10 protein-coding genes are annotated in these 17,538 nt (G+C 75.9%); 6 read left to right on the top strand and 4 right to left on the bottom strand.

Features of this window, described 5'->3' with window-relative positions:
* Positions 1-29: 29 nt before the first annotated feature.
* From WCS02_RS00865 to WCS02_RS00855, 3 genes are all read left to right on the top strand, one after another.
* Positions 30-4,280: an FtsK/SpoIIIE domain-containing protein gene (locus WCS02_RS00865; protein ID WP_340288343.1), complete on the top strand. Its 4,251-nt coding sequence runs from the start codon at positions 30-32 to the stop codon at positions 4,278-4,280.
* A 140-nt stretch (positions 4,281-4,420) separates the two neighbouring features.
* Positions 4,421-4,885: an ATP-binding protein gene (locus WCS02_RS00860; RefSeq protein ID WP_340288340.1), complete on the top strand. Its 465-nt coding sequence runs from the start codon at positions 4,421-4,423 to the stop codon at positions 4,883-4,885.
* 37 nt (positions 4,886-4,922) lie between these two features.
* Positions 4,923-5,858, top strand: coding sequence for a SigB/SigF/SigG family RNA polymerase sigma factor (locus WCS02_RS00855; protein WP_340288338.1), 936 nt, complete (start codon positions 4,923-4,925; stop codon positions 5,856-5,858).
* A 43-nt stretch (positions 5,859-5,901) separates the two neighbouring features.
* Here WCS02_RS00855 and WCS02_RS00850 read toward each other — a convergent pair whose 3' ends face one another.
* The gene (locus WCS02_RS00850; RefSeq protein ID WP_340288335.1) at positions 5,902-6,357 is read right to left on the bottom strand and encodes a hypothetical protein; all 456 of its coding nucleotides are present in this window, start codon (positions 6,355-6,357) and stop codon (positions 5,902-5,904) included.
* A gap of 436 nt (positions 6,358-6,793) precedes the next feature.
* Between WCS02_RS00850 and WCS02_RS00845 the strand changes: the two genes are divergently transcribed.
* On the top strand, positions 6,794-7,042 hold the full coding sequence (locus WCS02_RS00845; RefSeq protein WP_340288332.1) for a WhiB family transcriptional regulator: 249 nt from the start codon (positions 6,794-6,796) through the stop codon (positions 7,040-7,042).
* 95 nt (positions 7,043-7,137) lie between these two features.
* Here WCS02_RS00845 and WCS02_RS00840 read toward each other — a convergent pair whose 3' ends face one another.
* Together WCS02_RS00840 and WCS02_RS00835 are read right to left on the bottom strand one after the other, a co-directional pair.
* The gene (locus WCS02_RS00840; RefSeq protein WP_340288329.1) at positions 7,138-8,643 is read right to left on the bottom strand and encodes a sensor histidine kinase; all 1,506 of its coding nucleotides are present in this window, start codon (positions 8,641-8,643) and stop codon (positions 7,138-7,140) included.
* 73 nt (positions 8,644-8,716) lie between these two features.
* Positions 8,717-13,762, bottom strand: a complete 5,046-nt coding sequence (locus WCS02_RS00835; RefSeq protein WP_340288326.1) for an NAD-glutamate dehydrogenase — start codon at positions 13,760-13,762, stop codon at positions 8,717-8,719.
* A gap of 88 nt (positions 13,763-13,850) precedes the next feature.
* Here WCS02_RS00835 and WCS02_RS00830 point away from each other — a divergent pair, with 88 nt between their 5' ends.
* Positions 13,851-14,333, top strand: a complete 483-nt coding sequence (locus WCS02_RS00830) for a DUF2505 domain-containing protein (protein WP_340288643.1) — start codon at positions 13,851-13,853, stop codon at positions 14,331-14,333.
* 21 nt (positions 14,334-14,354) lie between these two features.
* Positions 14,355-16,094: a GGDEF domain-containing protein gene (locus WCS02_RS00825; RefSeq protein ID WP_340288323.1), complete on the top strand. Its 1,740-nt coding sequence runs from the start codon at positions 14,355-14,357 to the stop codon at positions 16,092-16,094.
* Between the two features lie 30 nt (positions 16,095-16,124).
* On the opposite strand, the gene pruA is transcribed toward WCS02_RS00825, so the two are convergent.
* On the bottom strand, positions 16,125-17,538 hold a 1,414-nt coding region (gene pruA / locus WCS02_RS00820; protein ID WP_340288320.1), incomplete at its 5' end, for an L-glutamate gamma-semialdehyde dehydrogenase.

The following is a 17,538-nucleotide window of genomic DNA, read 5'->3' as shown; positions in this document are numbered from 1 at the left end:
GACGGTGGTGGGCACGGGAGGGGGGCGCGGTGAGGCTGCGGTGGACGGTCGTCGGGGCGGGCGCGGAGGCGCCCGCTGTCCTCGACGTCCTGGTCACGTGCCCGCGGGGCACCCGTCTGCCTGCGGTGCTCGACCTGCTCCCGCCCCCGCTGTCGCTCGGCGGGCCGGGCGCCGCACCTGACGTCTCCGTCTCGGGCGTCGTCGTCGACGGCACGTCCGAGGTGGGGCACGCCCCGCTGCTCGACGGGGCCGTCCTCCGCCTCGGCAGCCCGCCGCCGGGCCGACCCGTCGCCCAGCACCTGCTCGAGCTGGCCGTGGTGGCCGGGCCGGACGCGGGCACGGTCGTCCCCCTCGCCCGTGGTCGGCTGCGGCTGGGGCGGTCCGCGACGTGCGAGGTCAGGCTCACCGACCCGCGCCTGTCGCGCGAGCACTGCGTCCTCACGGTCACCCCGGCAGGCGTGCAGGTGCAGGACAACGGCTCGACCAACGGCACGGGCGGTGCCGGAGTCTCCTCGCACGTCGCGCTGGAGCAGGAGTGGCGTGCCGGGGCCGGCCGGTTCGTGCTGCGGCCGAGCACACGCCCTTGCGGAGCACGTCCTCTGCCGGACGGGCCGGGCGACGGCACGGTCCCCGTCAGGCCGCCCCCGCGCACCCGGTCGGTCGAGCGGGCGCCCGAGCTGCGTCTGCCTGCCGCCGCCCGGCAGGGACGGACGTCGACGTTCCCGCTGCTGGCCGTGGTCCTCCCGGCTCTCGCGGCCACCGGCCTGGCCTGGTGGACCGGCTCGGCCGTGTACCTGGTCCTCGCCGCGCTGGGTCCGCTGCTGGTGGCCGGGTCGTGGTGGACGTCGCGTCGGGACGCCCGCCGCGAGGGCCGCCTGGGACGGAAGGAGCACGCCCGTGCCGTCGCCGAGGTGCACGCTGCGGCCCGCGCCGCCGCCGACGCCCTCGCGCGGGCGCAGCGGCAGGCCGTGCCCGACGCGACCGTCCTGCTCGAGCAGTGCGTGGACGTCGGCGGTCGCCTCTGGGAGCGCCACCACCGCGACGCCGACGCCCTGCGCGTGCGGCTGGGCCACTGCGTGCCGGGCGACGACCCCGGGCACGCCTCGCTCGCCCACCGGGTGCGGGTGACAGACCCGGCGGGCGGTTCCGTCACGGTCCGCACCGAGGACGACCTCGTCGTCCTCGACCTGCGGGAGGGCCCCGTCGGCGTCGTCGAGCCCGACGACGACCCGTCGTGCGCGCGCTCGGTCGTCGGGCAGCTCGTGGCGCTGCTCCCGCCCACGTCCCTCACCGTGGTCCCGGTCGTGAGCGGCGCGGCGCGCGACCGGTGGCGCTGGCTGGGCCTGCTCCCCCACGACCAGGACGAGGACACGACCTCAGCCGGCGCCGGGCTGCCGGACCCGGCCGCCGCGCTCGACCGTGCGCTCCGGACCGTCACCGCGCGGGCGGCGGTCACCCGACCGTCGTCCGCGGGCGACGCCACGGACGGGACCGGGCAGCCGGCCGCCGTGCTGGTCCTGGTCGACGACCCGGACGGCACGGTGGACGACGCCAGGCTCCAGCGGCTGTCGGCGGCGGGCACCGTCGGCGTCCACGTGCTCGTGGTCGCCCGCAGCACGGACTCGCTCCCACGGACGTGCGCGCTCGTCGTGCACCCCGCCAGTCCCGACGGCGTGGAGGGCGTCCTGCTGCGGCCCGCGGACGGCGCCCGGGAGACGGCGGTCCTGGACCGGGCAGGGCCGGTGTGGGCGCTCCGGCTGGCCCGGGCGCTGGCCCCGCTGCGCCCGGCCGGTCCCGGCCCGGACGGCGCGCTGCCCGGCACCGTCTCCCTCGCCGACCTGGTGGACCTCGCCCCGGCCGCGACCGCCCGTCGGTGGGCAGAGCCGCCCGACGGGCTGCCGGTACCTCTCGGTGTCGGCCCGGCGGGGCCGGTGGTCGTCGACCTCACCACGGCGGGTCCGCACGCCCTGGTGGCCGGCACGACCGGGGCGGGCAAGTCGGAGCTGCTGCGGTCGTGGGTCCTGGCCATGGCGGCGACGCAGCCGCCGGACCGGCTCGCCGTCCTGCTCGTGGACTACAAGGGTGGTGCCACCTTCGACGACCTCTCCGGGCTGCCGCACTGCGTCGGGCTCCTCACCGACCTGGACGGGGGCACGACGAGCCGGGTCCTGCACTCGCTGCGTGCCGAGGTGCGGCGCCGCGAGCGCCTCCTCTCTGGCGCAGGCGCGCGGGATGTCACCGGGTACCGCCGAGCAGTCGGGGTCGCGGGCCCGGCGCTGCCGCGGCTGCTCGTCGTGGTCGACGAGTTCCGCGTCCTGGCCGACGACGCACCCGACGTCCTCGACCAGTTCGTGCGGCTGGCAGCGACCGGCCGCTCCCTCGGCATCCACCTCGTGCTGGCCACCCAGCGGCCGGGCGGGGTGGTGTCCACGGACATCCGCGCGAACGCCGGGCTCCGCATCGCCCTGCGGGTGCAGGACGTCGCCGAGTCGCGTGACGTGGTGGACCGGCCCGACGCCGCGTGGCTCCCTCCGACGGCACCCGGCCGGGCCGTGGTCGTCGGCGCGGGCATCGAGGCGACGGTGCAGACCGCCTGGACGGGGGCCGGTGCCCAGCCACCCCGCACCAGCGTGCTGCCGGTCGACGGATGGAGCACGGCCGCGCCGGTCCTCACCCGACCGCCGGCCCGGCCGCCCGTCACAGCACCGTCGCCGGACGGGCCCGGAGGGGCCAAGGCCGTCGTCGACGCCGTGGCGGAGGCGGCGCGGCTCACCGGCGCCCGCCCGGCGGTGGGCCCGTGGCTGCCCCCGCTGCCTGCCCGCCTCGAGGCCGAGGACCCCGTCGTCGTGGACGCGCCCCTCCGGGAGGACCGCGACGGACCCGGCACAGCCGTCGGCGCGCAGGACGACGGCGGGGACGGCCTCGTCCTGGCCGTGGCAGACCTGCCGTGGTCGCAGGCCCGGGCGCTGGTGCGGTGGCGACCGGTCCTCGACGGGCCGCTGCTCGTGCTCGGGAGCAGCCGGAGCGGGCGGTCGACGACCCTGCTGACGACCGCCCGGGCGGCAGCCGGTGCCGGCATCCCGGTGATGTGCCTGCGCGGGGGCGACGGGCTGGACGACCACACCGTCGACGTCCTCGTCGCCCTGGCGTCCTCACCTCCGGGTGGGGCTGCCATCGGCGGCGGGGAGGGACATGGCGCAGATGACCAGGTGGCCGCGTGCCGGGTGCTCCTGCTCGTCGACGACGTGGACGAGCTGCTCGACCCCGGCGCGGACCCCGAGGCCGCCGACCTCCTGCTGCGCCTCGTCCGCTCGGGCCACCGGGACGGTGTCGGCCTCGTCCTCGCCGGCGGCCGGGCCCTGGCGGCGTCGCGCCTGGCGGCGGGTGCCCGCGCACGGCTGGTGCACCGGACCGTCGACCGTGGCGACGCGATGCTCGCCGGGGTCCCGTCGGAGGCACCCGTCCTGCCGCACCACACCGGCCGCTGCCACGTCGTCGGCCTCGACACCCTGGCCAGCGACGCCGGGCTGGACGCCGGGACGCCTGTGCCCGCCGTCGAGGCGCAGGTCCTCGACCCTGGCTCGCCCTCCCAGCCCTCCGGTCCGGCGCCCGGCTGGCTCCCGCGGGCTCTGCCTGCCTCGCTGGCCCTGTCGACGCTGCCGACCGCGCGGGGCCTGGTGGTCGCGCTGGGCGCGACCCCCTCGGGTGGGCCCTGGTGGCTGGACCTCGGTCGCGGCGGGCTCGTCGTCGTCGCGGGCCCGGCAAGGAGCGGGCGCACCACCGCACTGGGGTCGGTCGCAGTGCAGGCGGCTGCCGCAAGGCTGCGGGTCGCCCACCCAGGTGACGCCTCATCGGCTGCGGCCATGGGCGTCGGGACGCTGCAGGAACCCACCCCGCCCGACAGGGCGGCCACAGCCGACAGACCCGCCGCGCCCGCCGACCTCCTGCTGCTCGACGACGTCGACCGCAGTCCGGCCGACGACCTGGCGGCGCTCGAGCAGTGGCTCACGACAGGCGGAGGACCGCTGCAGCCCCTGCTCACGGTCGGGGCGACCGTGGTCGTGGCCGGGTCGACGGCGTGGTTGGCCGACGGCTTCCGCGGGCTGCCCGCCCTGGCGCGGCAGGTCGGGCGGGGCCTCGTCCTCTCCCCCGGGCGCACCGACCTGCGCGACGTCCTCGGCGTCCGGGGTGGTCCGGTGCAGCGCGAGCACCGTCCGGGGCGGGGGCTCGCGGTCGACCGCGGCGAGGTCACGCGTGTCCAGATCGCCTACCCGCAGTGACCAGGTGGGAGCCGGGCGGCACCGTTCCGGGTGGGGACCCCCTGAACGGGTATGGCGGACGACCGACCTACGACAACCGCGCCCAGCGCGCTCCCCCGGCCCGATACCGTCAGCAGCACCCGAACGAGAGGTCCCACCCCATGACGTCCGCGCCCTCCGCGCCCCACCAGCGCGACGGACACGTCGACCGCAGCGACACCCCGCTCTCCGTCGACCAGCTCGGTCCGGACGTCGTCGAGATCGAGCTGCCCGCCGACCCCGCCTACCTCGGGGTCGTCCGGACGGCGTGCGCCGGCCTCGGTGCCCGCCTCGACCTCACGCTGGACGAGATCGAGGACCTGCGCATCGCTGTCGACGAGGCCTGCACGCTCGTGCTCCCCGCCGCCCGTTCCACCACCCCCAGCACCGCGGTCCGGCTGCGCGCCACGTTCCGGGTGTCCGACGACGCCCTCGCCGTCCGGGTGCAGGGCCCCAACCCCGCCCTCCCCGTCGAGACCAGCTACGCCTGGGCCGTCCTCGAGGCGCTGGCCGGCGACGTCAGCAGCGGTGTCGAGGCCGGCGGCTCGTGGATATCGCTCGCCCACTCACGTGCCAGAGCGGCCTGACGTGCCCGCCCGTACCGCGGGCGGTCGCCCCCCGGCGATGAGGACGGCCGTCGACGAGACCGCCCTCGACGTCCCGGCGCCGGCAGCGGCCGTCGAGACCGAGGGCACCGACGGGTCGGCCGCCGACGCACCCGCGCCTCCCGCAGGCCCTGCCCCGAGCGACCCCGCGCCCGCCGACGAGCCCCACCCGGACGAGATCGAGCACCACGCGCTCCCCACCCCGTCCGTGGCGGACCGGACCGAGTCGGAGAAGCTGCTCCAGCGCCTCGCCGAGACCCCCGAGGGCGACCCCTCCCGCGCCGCCCTGCGCGACGCGGTCGTCACCAGCCACCTGCCGCTCGTCCACCACATCGCCCGCCGCTTCCACGGTCGCGGCGAGCCCCACGACGACGTCGTGCAGGTGGGCACCATCGGGCTCATCAAGGCCGTGGACCGCTTCGAGCCCGGTCGCGGGGTGCCGTTCGCCGGGTACGCCGTGCCCACCGTCACCGGGGAGATCCGCCGGTACTTCCGCGACCGTGCGGGCAGCGTCCGGCTCCCCCGCCGGGTGCAGGAGTTCCAGGTCGCCGTCACCCAGGCCCGCGAGACGCTCACCCACCAGCTCGGCCGCACGCCCACCGTCGAGGAGGTCGCGCACCTGGCGGGGCTCGACACCGACACCGTCCTGGAGGTGCTCGAGAGCGCGTACTCGCTGAGCACGGTGCCGCTCGACGTCGACAACGGCGTCAGCGAGTCCCTCGGCGAGGAGGACGTCGCGCTCGACGAGGTCCTCACCCGTGCCACGCTGCGCCCCGTGCTGGCCAAGCTCGCCCCGCGCGAGCGCCGCATCATCGCGCTGCGGTTCGTGCGCGGGATGTCGCAGGCGCAGATCGCCGAGGAGGTCGGGCTCAGCCAGATGCACGTGTCACGGCTGCTGAGCAAGACCCTCGCCCGGCTCCGCGCCGAGATGTCCAAGCCCGACCCGTCCGCCTGACCCGGACCCGACCGCCTGCCACGACCTCCCGCGACGACCGCCCTCAGAACACCGGGGGCGGCTCCTCGGCGTCGGCGGCGCCCGCCCGGTCGGTCGCGAGCATCGACACCGCGACCAGCCCGGCGACCGCCAGCGCCAGCGCGACGACGGTCACGACGCCGATCCCGGGGTTGTCGGCGAAGGTGAGCAGCGCCCGCCCGCCCAGGCTCAGCGCGACCAGCGCGACCAGGACCTGCACGGTGAGGAAGATGCCGGTCGGCCACCGCCGGCCGCGCAGGAAGCCGCGGGCCGCCTCGAGCAGCAGGTAGGCGGCACCGGCCGCCACCCCGCCGACGGCGGCGGCCAGGACGAGCGAGCCGCCCTGCACCCCGGCCAGCAGAGCTGTGACGGCTCCCCCGGCGGCGACGAGGGCCTCGACGCCGGCGACGCCCGCCGCGAGCAGCCGTCCGGTGCGTGCCCGCGAGGGCCGGGGACCGGGCTGTGCGGGGGCCTCGTCCATGCCCCCACGCTAGCCACCGACCCTCGGTGCCAGCGTCCCGGCGGGCCACGGCCGAGCCCGAGGGCACCCGGGAACAAGCCGTGGGAGCGCGCTCTTACCACAAGCAGACGACCACCGACGCCCCGGGTGGTGCGGCGAGGTTTGGTTCCTGCTGTCACGGGTAGGAGTCACTACAGAGTCAGTCACATCACGGGCAGACGACGGCGGGGTTACAGGCTTGTGACGCAGTTGGCACAACTAACTGCGCCGCGGGTGTTGTGAAGCCCTTCACGAGGTGGTTTCTTAGTACCAGGAAGGCGCGGGGCACGACAGCCCGCGCCGAGCGACGGATGGTGGCACCCCCTTGCCGCTGTGCCCGGGCGTCCTCCTGACGCGGGGCCCGACCGACGTGAAACTCGCACGGCCCCCCGTGCGTTGACGCGAAGTGGAGAGAACCATGGACTGGCGTGACCGTGCTGCGTGCCTCGACGAGGACCCGGAGCTGTTCTTCCCGATCGGCAACACCGGCCCCGCGATCCTCCAGATCGAGGAGGCCAAGGCGGTGTGCCGCCGCTGCGACGTGGTGGACACCTGCCTCAAGTGGGCCATCGAGTCCGGCCAGGACTCGGGCGTCTGGGGCGGCATGAGCGAGGACGAGCGACGCGCCCTCAAGCGCCGCGCCGCCCGCGCCCGCCGCGCCGGCTGAGCAGCCCGCACCAGCACCTCACGGAGGGCGTCCCACCTGCGGGTGGGGCGCCCTCCGTCGTCGTCCCCGCGGCGCTCTCGGCAGACACGAGCGTTTCAGCGCAGGACGACCTCGATGGTCGCCCGGGTCCCGCCCTCGGGCCGGGTGCCCCGGACGAACGAGCCGTTGAGCTCGGTCCGGACGAGGTTGTCGACGATCCGGGTGCCCAGGCCGTGGGTGTGGTGCCCGTCCATCCCCTGCCCGTCGTCGTCGACGTGGACGACCAGCCGGGACCCCTCGCGCTGGGCGTTGACGGTGATCGTGCCGCGCGTGGTCCCCTCGACCGCGCCGGCCGGGAACCCGTGCTCGGCCGCGTTGCTCACGAGCTCGTTGAGCACGAGGACGAGCGGGGTCGCGTCGGCGGCCTGCACCCGGCCGAAGCTGCCCTCCCGCACCAGGCGCACCCGGCCGTCGGCGGTGGCCAGGTCGAGGGCGTTGCGGAGCCCGGTGTCGACGACGGAGTCGAACGGCACCGACTCGTCGATCTCGTGGGCGAGGGTGTCGTAGACCCCGGCGATCGCGGCGATCCGGCGCCCGGCCTCCTGCAGCTCGCTGCGGGCCTCGTCGCTGGAGGTGCGCCGGGCCTGTAGCCGCAGCAGGGCGGACACGGTCTGGAGGTTGTTCTTCACCCGGTGGTGGATCTCCCGGATGGTCGCCTCCTTGGTCATGAGCGCCCGCTCGGAGCGCCGGACCTCGGTGACGTCGCGGACCAGGACGAGCGCGCCGACCCGCTCGGGCACCGCGCCGGAGCCGCGCATGAGCGGGACGGCCCGCAGCGACAGCACCGACCCGCGCATCTCCAGGTCGCAGCGCCACGGCGCGCGGCCCATGACGACGAGCGGCAGCGCCTCGTCGACCGGGTCGCGCTCCTGCAGGCTCGCGGTGACGACCTCGGCCAGGGAGCGCCCGCTCACCGTGACCACGCCGACCCGCCGGAACGCCGACACGGCGTTGGGCGAGGCGTAGGTGACCACGCCGTCGGCGTCCATCCTCAGCAGGCCGTCGCCGACGCGGGGAGCCCCACGGCGGGGACCGGTCGGGGTGGAGCCGTAGGGGTAGCTGCCCTCGGCGAGCATGCCGAGCAGGTGCGACCCGCTCTCGCGGTACACCAGCTCCAGCCGGCCGGGGGTGCGGGTGGAGCTCGGGTCGGTGCTGCGGACCACGACGCCGATGACGTCGGTGAGGCCGGCCTTGTCGCGCCGGCGCACCGGGAACAGGTCGACCTGCCACTGCTGGTCGGCGTCGTCCAGGGGCTGGCCGTCCTCCGCGAGCGGCACGTCCACCGGGACGGCGGTGCCCTGCGCGGCGCAGTCCAGGCGCTGGGTGAGCCCGGGTCGGGCGACGCTGCCCACGACGTCGTCGTAGTAGACGGTCGCCCACGTGCTCGGGCGGGCGTGGGCGACGGCGGACCAGCCCCCGGACCGGTCGCGGACCCACAGCACGAGGTCGGCGAAGCACAGGTCGGAGACGAGCTGCCAGTCCCCCACCAGGGTGCGCAGCCACTCCACGTCGGGCTCGGCGACGTCGGCGTGGCGCCGGACGATGTCGGTGATGGTGGTCACCGCCCCAGGGTGCCGTGGCCGGCCGCGGCACGACCACGCGGGGTCACCCGGGCGGCCCCGTGCACGTCGCCGCTCACCGGGCGTCGTCCGCGGAGCCGGACTTCACCACGCTGCGCAGCGTGCGCAGCGCCACCGACAGCGGCGCCAGGTCGCGCCCGGGCAGCCGCTGCACCTCGTCGAGGACCAGGCGGGCCCGGTCCAGGGCCGCGGTGTTCGCCGACTCCCACTCCGAGATCCGGGCGACCGCGTCGTGCTCGTGCGAGGTCCGCACCACCACGGTCGTGAGCTCCTCGAGCGCGGCGTACAGGTCGTAGCGCAGGGCTGCGCGGGCCAGCGCCTGCCAGCGGTCGGTGCGGGGCAGCTCGGTGATCCGGCTGAGCACCCCGTCCACGGCGTACCGGTCGGACAGCGCGAAGTACACCGCGACGACGTCGGCCGGGTCCTCGTCCTCGCGCAGCGAGATCTCCGCGACGTCGAGCAGGCAGAACTCCTCGAGGAAGCCGGCCGCCCGGTCGGCGAGCGCGTCCGGGACGCCGAGGGCGCGCAGCGCCTCGGACCGCTCGACGACCTGCCGGCCCTCGACGCCCGTGACCCACTCCGCGAGCCGGCCGCGCAGCCCCTGCACCACCGGGGCCAGTCGGGCGGTCTCCGCCTCGACGTCCAGCGGGTCCGGCCTGTTCTGCAGCAACCACCGGCAGGCCCGGTCGAGCAGCCGGCGGAAGGCCAGCAGCAGCTCCAGCCGCACCGGGGTGGGCAGGTGGGCGGCGTGCTGGTCGACGGCCTGGTGCCACTCCGCCTGGCCGAACACCTCGCGCGCCACCGCCCAGGCCCGCACCGCCCGGTCGGCGCTGGCGCTCAGCTCCTCCCCGAGCCGGAACACGAACGTCGTCCCGGACGAGTTGAGGATGGCGTTGGTCAGCGACGTCGCGACGATCTCGCGGCGCAGCGGGTGGGCGAGCACCTGCCGGGGGTAGGTCTCGCGCAGCCGGTGCGGGAAGTAGTCGACGAGGTAGCCCTGGCTCCAGGGCTCGTCGGGCACCGTCGACTCCAGCAGCTGCCGGGTGAGGACGAGCTTGCCGTAGGCGGACACGACCGCGAGCTCGGGCGAGACCAGGCCGCGGTCGGCGGCGGCGCGCTCGTCCCAGACCGTGTCGTCGGGCAGCGCCTCCAGCGCCGGGTCCAGCGCGCCGGTGCCGGCGAGCCAGCCGACCAGCCGCCGGTGGACGGGCAGCATCTCTGCCGCCTGGTGGCGGGCGTTGCCGAGCTGGACGTTGCCGTCGACGTTGTGGCGCAGCACCGCGGCGGCCACGTCGTCGGTCATGTCGACGAGCAGGGCGTCGCGCTGGCGGCCGGTGAGGTCGCCCTCGGCCACCACCCGGTCGAGCAGGATCTTGATGTTGACCTCGTGGTCGCTGGTGTCGACGCCGGCGGAGTTGTCGATGGCGTCGGTGTTGACCCGCACGCCCGCGAGCGACGCCTCGATCCGGCCGCGCTGGGTGAGGCCCAGGTTGCCGCCCTCGCCGACCACCCGGCAGCGCAGGTCGCGCCCGTCCACGCGCAGCGCGTCGTTGGCCTTGTCGCCGACCTGGGCGTGGGTCTCCGAGGACGCCTTGACGTAGGTGCCGATCCCGCCGTTCCACAGCAGGTCGACCGGGGCGGTGAGCGCGGCCCGGATGACCTCGGTCGGGGTCAGCGTCACCTCCTCCTCGGGCAGGCCGACCGCGGCCGCGGCCTTCGCCGGCAGCGTGATGGCCTTGGCCGCCCGGCTGTGGACGCCGCCGCCCTCGGACAGCAGCGCGGTGTCGTAGTCCGCCCACGAGCTGCGCGGCAGCCGGAAGAGCCGCTCCCGCTCCTCGTAGGAGGTCGCCGGGTCCGGGTCGGGGTCGATGAAGACGTGCCGGTGGTCGAAGGCGACGACGAGCCTGATCGCGCGGCTCAGCAGCATCCCGTTGCCGAACACGTCTCCGCTCATGTCGCCGACGCCGACCACGGTGAACGGGTCGGTGTCCACGTCGGCGCCGAGCTCGTCGAAGTGGAACCGGACCGACTCCCACGCCCCGCGCGCGGTGATGCCCATCGCCTTGTGGTCGTAGCCCTTGGACCCGCCGGAGGCGAACGCGTCGCCGAGCCAGAACCCGCGCTCGAGCGAGATGGCGTTGGCGACGTCGGAGAACGCGGCCGTGCCCTTGTCGGCGGCGACGACCAGGTAGGAGTCGTCCCCGTCGTGGCGGACCACGTCGCGCGGCGGGACGACCGGGGCGGGGTCGGTACCGGTGGACAGGTCGCGGTCGTCGGTGACGTCGAGCAGCGCCCGCACGAAGGTCCGGTAGCACTCGGTCCCGGCGGCGTACCAGGCGTCGCGGTCGACGGCCGGGTCGGGCAGCCGCTTGCCGACGAACCCGCCCTTGGCGCCGGTGGGGACGATGACGACGTTCTTCACCTGCTGCGCCTTGACCAGGCCGAGGATCTCGGTCCGGAAGTCCTCGTGGCGGTCCGACCAGCGCAGCCCGCCCCGCGCGACGGCGCCGAAGCGCAGGTGCACGCCCTCGACGTCGGGCCCGCAGACCCACACCTCGTGCGCCGGGCGGGGCTCGGGGAGGTCCGGGACCTGGCGGGGGTCGAGCTTGACCGCGACCGTGGGGTTGGGCCGGCCGCCGGGGCCGTCGGCGTAGAAGTTCGTCCGCTGGGTGGCGGCGACCGTGGCCAGCAGCGCGCGGAGGATCCGGTCGTGGGTGAGGTTGTCGACGTCCTCCAGCGCCCGGGCGACGGCGGCGACGGCGCGCTCGCCGGCGCCCAGGCGGGCCGGCGACGGGCGCTGGCCCTCGGCCTGGGCGAAGCGGTCGGGGGCGAAGCGGGTCTCGAACACCGCGACGAGCAGGCGGGCCACCTCGGGGTTGGCCCCCAGCACGCCGGCCATGTACTCCTCGGAGAACGTGGTCCCGGTCTGGCGCAGGTAGCGGCAGTAGGTCCGCAGCACGACCACCTGGCGCCACGTCAGGCCGGCGCGCAGGACGAGCCGGTCGAAGCGGTCGGACTCGCTCGTGCCGGTCCAGCCGGACACGAAGGCGTCGGTGAACCGCCGGGCCAGGCGCGCCGGGTCGGTCGTGGTGCCCGGCTGCACCGCGACCGAGGGCAGGCGCAGGCCGAAGTCGTACACCCAGTGGTCCACCGGCACCGGCGCGGTCCCGCCGGCGTGCCCGTCGGCCCCGGCCGGCTCGCTGAGGAGGTGGTACGGCCGCTGGTCGACGACCTCGACGCCGAGGTGGTCGAAGAACGGCAGCACCTCCGACAGCCCGAGCGGCTCACTGCGGAAGATCTTCAGCCGCGAGTGCCGGGCCGGGGTGCCGACCGGGGTGTAGAGCAGCAGGTCCAGGTCGGGCGACGCGCCGCGGCCCGCCTCGAGCGCCTCCAGCCGGACCAGGTCGCCGACCGCGACCCGGGGGGCGACGTCCTCCTTGTAGGCCTCGGGCAGCGCTCCGGCCCAGCGCCGGCTCATCCGCACCGACTCCGCCTCGCCCAGCCGGGCGGCGAGGCCGTCGGCGAGGTCCTCCTCCCACGTCCGGGTGGCCTCGACGAGGCGCTGCTCGACCGCGGCCAGGTCGACGTCGGCGCGCACCCCGCGGGTGGCCAGGCGGACGACGAAGTGCAGCCGCGCGAGCACCGACTCCGACACCCGCGCGGAGTGCTCGACCGCGGTGCCGCCGAAGGCCTCGAGCAGCAGCTCCTGCATGACCAGGCGGACCTTCGTGGTGTACCGGTCTCGCGGCAGGTAGACCAGGCAGGACACGTAGCGACCGAAGGCGTCGTGGCGGACGAACAGCCGGGTGCGGCGCCGCTCCTGCAGCTGGAGCACGCCGAGGCTGATCCGGGTGAGGGTCTCCACGTCGGCGGCGAAGAGCTCGTCGCGCGGGTAGGTCTCGAGGATCGTCAGCAGGTCCTTGCCGGAGTGGCTGCGCGGGCCGAACCCGCTGGTGGCGAGCACCGCGGCGACCTTGCGGTCCACGACGGGCACCGAGGCGACGCTCTGGGTGTACGCCGCGGAGCTCAGCAGGCCGAGGAAGCGCCGCTCCCCCACCACCTCGCCGGTCTCGTCGTAGACCTTGACCCCGACGTAGTCCAGGTACGTCGAGCGGTGGACGGTGGCACGGCTGTTGGCCTTGGTGAGGACGAGGACGTCGTGGCGGCGGGCGTGGGCGGTGACGTCGGCGCTCAGCCGGTTGACGGTGGGCTCGGTGCCCGCGTCGCGCGCCACGCCGAGGCCGGTGCCGGGCAGGGACTCCAGCACCGCGGTGTCCGGCGTCGCCCCCGGCCGCAGCGCGTACTCCCGGTAGCCGAGGAAGGTGAAGTGCTCGTCGGCGAGCCAGCGCAGCAGCCGCGCCGCCTCGGCGGCGTCGCCCGGGTCGAGGGCGCCCTCCGGCAGCCGCCGGGGCAGCGCCTCGACGTCCTCGGCCACGGCCCGGGCACGGGCCTGCATGGCCGGCCAGTCCTCGACGGCGGCACGGACGTCGGCGAGCACGTCCTGCAGCGCACGTCCCAGCGCCGCGTCCGCCTCGGGGCCGCCGTCCGCGGCCTCGGCCCCCTCGTCGCCCTGCCCGTCCGGCGCGCCGGTGCCGTCCGCCGGGGTGCTCCGGTCGACCTCGACGTGGATCCACGACTCGACGAGGACCGAGCTGTCCACCTCGTCGGGGTCGGTCTCGCCGTGCGTCACCTGGAGGACCTCCAGCAGCGCGCCGGCGCGGTCGCGCCGCACGACGACCTGCGGGTGCACGACCAGGTGGATGCCGCGCCCGGCGCGGCTCAGCTCGTTGACGACGGAGTCCACGAGGAACGGCATGTCGTCGGTGACCACCTGCACGACGGTGTGCGGGGTGGTCCAGCCGTCGTCGGCCACGGTCGGGGTGAGCACCCGGACCCGCGTGTGCCCCGGCGGGCGGTGCTCGGCGAGGCGGCGGTGGGCCAGCACCGCGCCGGCCACGTCGGTGGGGTCCCGCGGCAGCAGGTCCGCGTCGGACACGTCCGCGAAGTAGCCGGCCACGAGCAGCCGGTCGCCCTCGGAGCAGCCGCGGTCGGCGGCCACGGCCCCGGCCTCGGTGAGCAGCGTCGCTCGTCGGTCCACCATGGCGCCGACCGTAGACCTGCCGCCCGACCCCGGCCACGGCTCCAGGCTGACCGGCGGCCCCCGCTGCATTACGGTGCCGGACGTGGACATGCAGCAGACGCTCCGCTGGCCGGTCGCCCCGCAGCAGGTCGTCCGGGCGAGGTGCGACGCCGGCTACCTCGAGGCGCTGTGCCGCCGCACCGGCGCCGTCGAGCACGACGTGCAGGTGGACGGCCTCACGACGGTCGTGCGCCGCACCATGCCCACCGACCGCTTCCCCGACTTCGCGCGGAAGCTCACCGGGCAGACCATCACGCTGGTCGAGACCACCACGTGGCAGGCCGAGGCCGACGCCGCCGGGTCGCGCCACGGCGAGGTCCGCCTCGTCGTCGAGGGTGCGCCCGTGGGCGCGACCTCGACCACGGTCGTCCGCCCGGACGGCACCGGCGCCGTCGAGGTCGTCAGCGGCCAGGTGACCGCCAAGGTGCCGCTCATCGGCGGCAAGATCGAGAAGGCCGTGCTGCCCGCCCTCGAGGCCGCCCTGGACGCCCAGGTGGACACCTACCGCGCCTGGGCCGCCCAGGATGGCTGATCCCGGGGCGGTCCGGGGCGGGTGAGCACCGGGGGCGCGCCGGACCCGACCGCGGGCCCGGCCCGGCCGGGGCTGCTCGACGTCCAGGGGCTGACGGAGGCCGAGTCGCGCGCCCGGTCGCTGCTGGCGGACGACCCGCTGGCCGCCGACGAGCTCATGACCCGCACGCTCCAGCGGCTGGAGCGCGCGGACCGCGACGGCCACGCCGCCGCGGACGTCGACCCCGGCGTGGACCTGCGGCACTGGCGCGCCTGGTTCATCTACGCCCGCTCCGCCCAGCGGCACTACCGCAACGAGCCCAAGGCCCTGGCGGACCTGCAGCAGGCCGCCGAGATCGTCGACCCCCGCTCGGACCCGCTGCTCGCGGCCCTCGTCCTCAACGGCCGGGCGATCTGGGAGGGCTTCGAGGGCCGGATCGAGCAGCAGGTCAGCACCCTCACCCAGGCGCTGGACATCCTCGACGGCGACCCCGGCGCCGACCCCGGCCGCTCGGCCGTGGTGCGCGTCGCCGTGCGGATCGGCCTCGCGGAGATCCTCCTGGACCTCGGGGAGGCGGAGCGGGCGCTGTCGCTGCTCACGGCCGCGCTGCCGGACTCCCTCGAGCTCGGCGACCCCGAGCAGCTGGAGCAGATCCACTCCACCGCCGTGACGGTGGCCGGGCTGTGGCTGTCCCGCCCGGACGGCGTCGAGCCCGCCCCCGACGAGCGCCGCCCGGGCCTGGTCGGCGACGTCGAGCGCTGGGCCCGCACCGCGACCGAGGCCGGTCTCGCGGCCGCCGGGCGGGACCCGGTCGTGTCCAACAGCCGCCACGCCACCTACGCCGCCGCCCGGGCCGCCCAGCTGCGCGGGGACCTCGAGGGCGCCCTGGACCTGGCGAGCACCGCGCTGCGGCTCACGTCCGCCCTGGGCGAGCCCGACCACGTGGTCCGCTGCCAGGCCCTGGTCGGGGAGCTGCTCGTCGCTCTCGGCCGGCACGAGGAGGCGCTGGCCCCGCTGCAGGAGGTCGTCGCCGGCGAGGGCGTCATCACCACGGCGTTCCAGCTGACCTCCTGGTACCTGGTCGCGGACTGCCTGGAGGCGCTCGGCCGGTACCGCGAGGCGATGAGCGCCCTGCAGGAGTACGTCCGCCACTCCGGGCGCAGCCGCGACGTCCGGCTCCGCAACACCGCGTCCATGGCCGCCGCGGACGTGCTGCGGGAGCGGGCGGAGGCCGAGCGCGACCTGGCCCGCGAGGACAGCCGGCACGCCCGTCACCTGGCCCGCCAGGACGTCCTCACCGGCATCGGCAACCGGCTCGCCTTCGAGGACGCGCTCGCCGAGGTCGCCACCGACGGCGGCCCCACGTGCCTGGCGCTGCTCGACCTCGACCACTTCAAGGTGGTCAACGACGTCCACGGGCACCTGGTCGGCGACGAGGTGCTGCGCGTGGCGGCGGGCACCATGAGCCGGCGCCTGGCCGAGGTCGACCCCCGCGCCCGGCTGTTCCGGATCGGCGGCGAGGAGTTCGCCGTGGTGCTCGGCGCCCGCGGCGACGACGCCCAGGGCCGGGCGGTCGAGGTGCTCGAGGAGGTCCGCCGCGCGGTGGCCGCCGCCGAGGTCCGCACCGGCGGCTCGACGATCACCCTCACCGTGTCGGCCGGCCTGGCGGTCGGCGAGCTCGGGGAGGTCGGCGACCGCTCCCACCGCTCGCTGCTGAGCCACGCCGACCAGAACCTCTACCGCGCCAAGCGGCGCGGCCGGGACCGGGTCGTCGCGGACTGACGGCCCGGCCCGGCCTGTCCCGCCCGGCGCTCAGCCCATGTGCGGGTAGCGGTGCTCGGTCGGCGCGACGAACGTCTCCTTGATGGTGCGCGGGGACACCCACCGCATGAGGTTGTGCACGGCGCCGGCCTTGTCGTTGGTGCCCGAGGCCCGCCCGCCGCCGAACGGCTGCTGCCCGACGACCGCGCCGGTCGGCTTGTCGTTGACGTAGAAGTTGCCCGCGGCGAACCGCAGCGCGCTCGTCGCCTCGTGGACCGCGTACCGGTCGCGGGCGAACACCGCGCCGGTGAGGCCGTAGTCGGTGACGGACTCCATCTGCGCGAGCATCGCCTCCCAGCCGCCGGGCACGGAGTCGTCGTAGACGTGGACGCCGAGGACCGGGCCGAAGTACTCGGTCGTGAAGATCTCGTCGGTGGGGTCCTCACCGACGAGCACCGTGGGGCGGACGAAGTACCCCTCGGAGCCGTCGTAGGTGCCGCCGGCGAGCACGTCGATGCCGGGCGTCTGCCGCGCGCGGTCGATCGCCTGGGTGTTGCGGGCGAACGAGCGGTCGTCGATGACGGCGCCGCCGAAGTTCGACAGGTCGTCGACCGGCCCGTAGGTGATGGACTCCGTCATGGCGGCGAGCTCGTCGCGGACCCCGGCCCGCCACAGCGAGGCCGGCACGTAGGCCCGGCTGGCCGCCGAGCACTTCTGGCCCTGGTACTCGAAGGCGCCCCGCACCATGGCCGTCACCAGGCTCCCGGGGTCGGCGCTGGCGTGGGCGACGACGAAGTCCTTGCCCCCGGTCTCGCCGACCAGCCGCGGGTAGGCCGCGTAGGAGGAGATGTTCTCGCCCACCGTGCGCCACAGGCTCTGGAACACCGTGGTCGACCCGGTGAAGTGGATGCCGGCCAGGTCCCGGGCCCTGAGCACGACGTCGCTGACCACCACGCCGTCGCCGGTGAGCAGGTTGACCACGCCGTCCGGGAGCCCGGCCTCGCGCAGCAGGTCCATGAGGACGACCGCCGCGAGGGTCTGGGTCGGGGCGGCCTTCCACACCACGGTGTTGCCCATGAGGGCGGGCGCCGTGGACAGGTTGCCGGCGATGGCGGTGAAGTTGAACGGGCTGATCGCGTACACCGGGCCCTCGAGCGGGCGGTGGTCGAGCCGGTTCCACACCCCCGGCGAGTTCTCCGGCGGCTGCTCGGCCAGCAGCCGGCGGGCGTAGTGGACGTTGAAGCGCCAGAAGTCGGCCAGCTCGCAGGCGGCGTCGATCTCGGCCTGCTGGGCGGTCTTGGACTGCCCGAGCATGGTGGCGGCGTTCATCCGCGCCCGCCACGGCCCGGTGAGCAGGTCCGCGGCGCGCAGCAGCACCGCGGCGCGCTCGTCGAAGGGGAGCCGCCGCCACGGCCCGGCCGCGCGGCGGCAGGCCTCGAGGGCGTCGGCGGCGTCGGCGTGGCTG

Source organism: Aquipuribacter hungaricus, from assembly GCF_037860755.1.
In the GTDB taxonomy this organism is placed as follows: domain Bacteria; phylum Actinomycetota; class Actinomycetes; order Actinomycetales; family JBBAYJ01; genus Aquipuribacter; species Aquipuribacter hungaricus.
Note: the sequence above shows the minus strand (reverse complement) of the source record. Positions and strands in the feature narration are given on the sequence as shown.

Excerpts from the sequence above, each read along its gene's own strand:
- WCS02_RS00860 (WP_340288340.1), top strand. The coding sequence starts at position 4,421 with ATGACGTCCGCGCCCTCCGCGCCCCACCAGCGCGACGGACACGTCGAC.
- WCS02_RS00855 (WP_340288338.1), top strand. The coding sequence starts at position 4,923 with ATGAGGACGGCCGTCGACGAGACCGCCCTCGACGTCCCGGCGCCGGCA.
- WCS02_RS00850 (WP_340288335.1), bottom strand. The coding sequence starts at position 6,357 with ATGGACGAGGCCCCCGCACAGCCCGGTCCCCGGCCCTCGCGGGCACGC.
- WCS02_RS00845 (WP_340288332.1), top strand. The coding sequence starts at position 6,794 with ATGGACTGGCGTGACCGTGCTGCGTGCCTCGACGAGGACCCGGAGCTG.
- WCS02_RS00835 (WP_340288326.1), bottom strand. The coding sequence starts at position 13,762 with ATGGTGGACCGACGAGCGACGCTGCTCACCGAGGCCGGGGCCGTGGCC.
- WCS02_RS00830 (WP_340288643.1), top strand. The coding sequence starts at position 13,851 with ATGCAGCAGACGCTCCGCTGGCCGGTCGCCCCGCAGCAGGTCGTCCGG.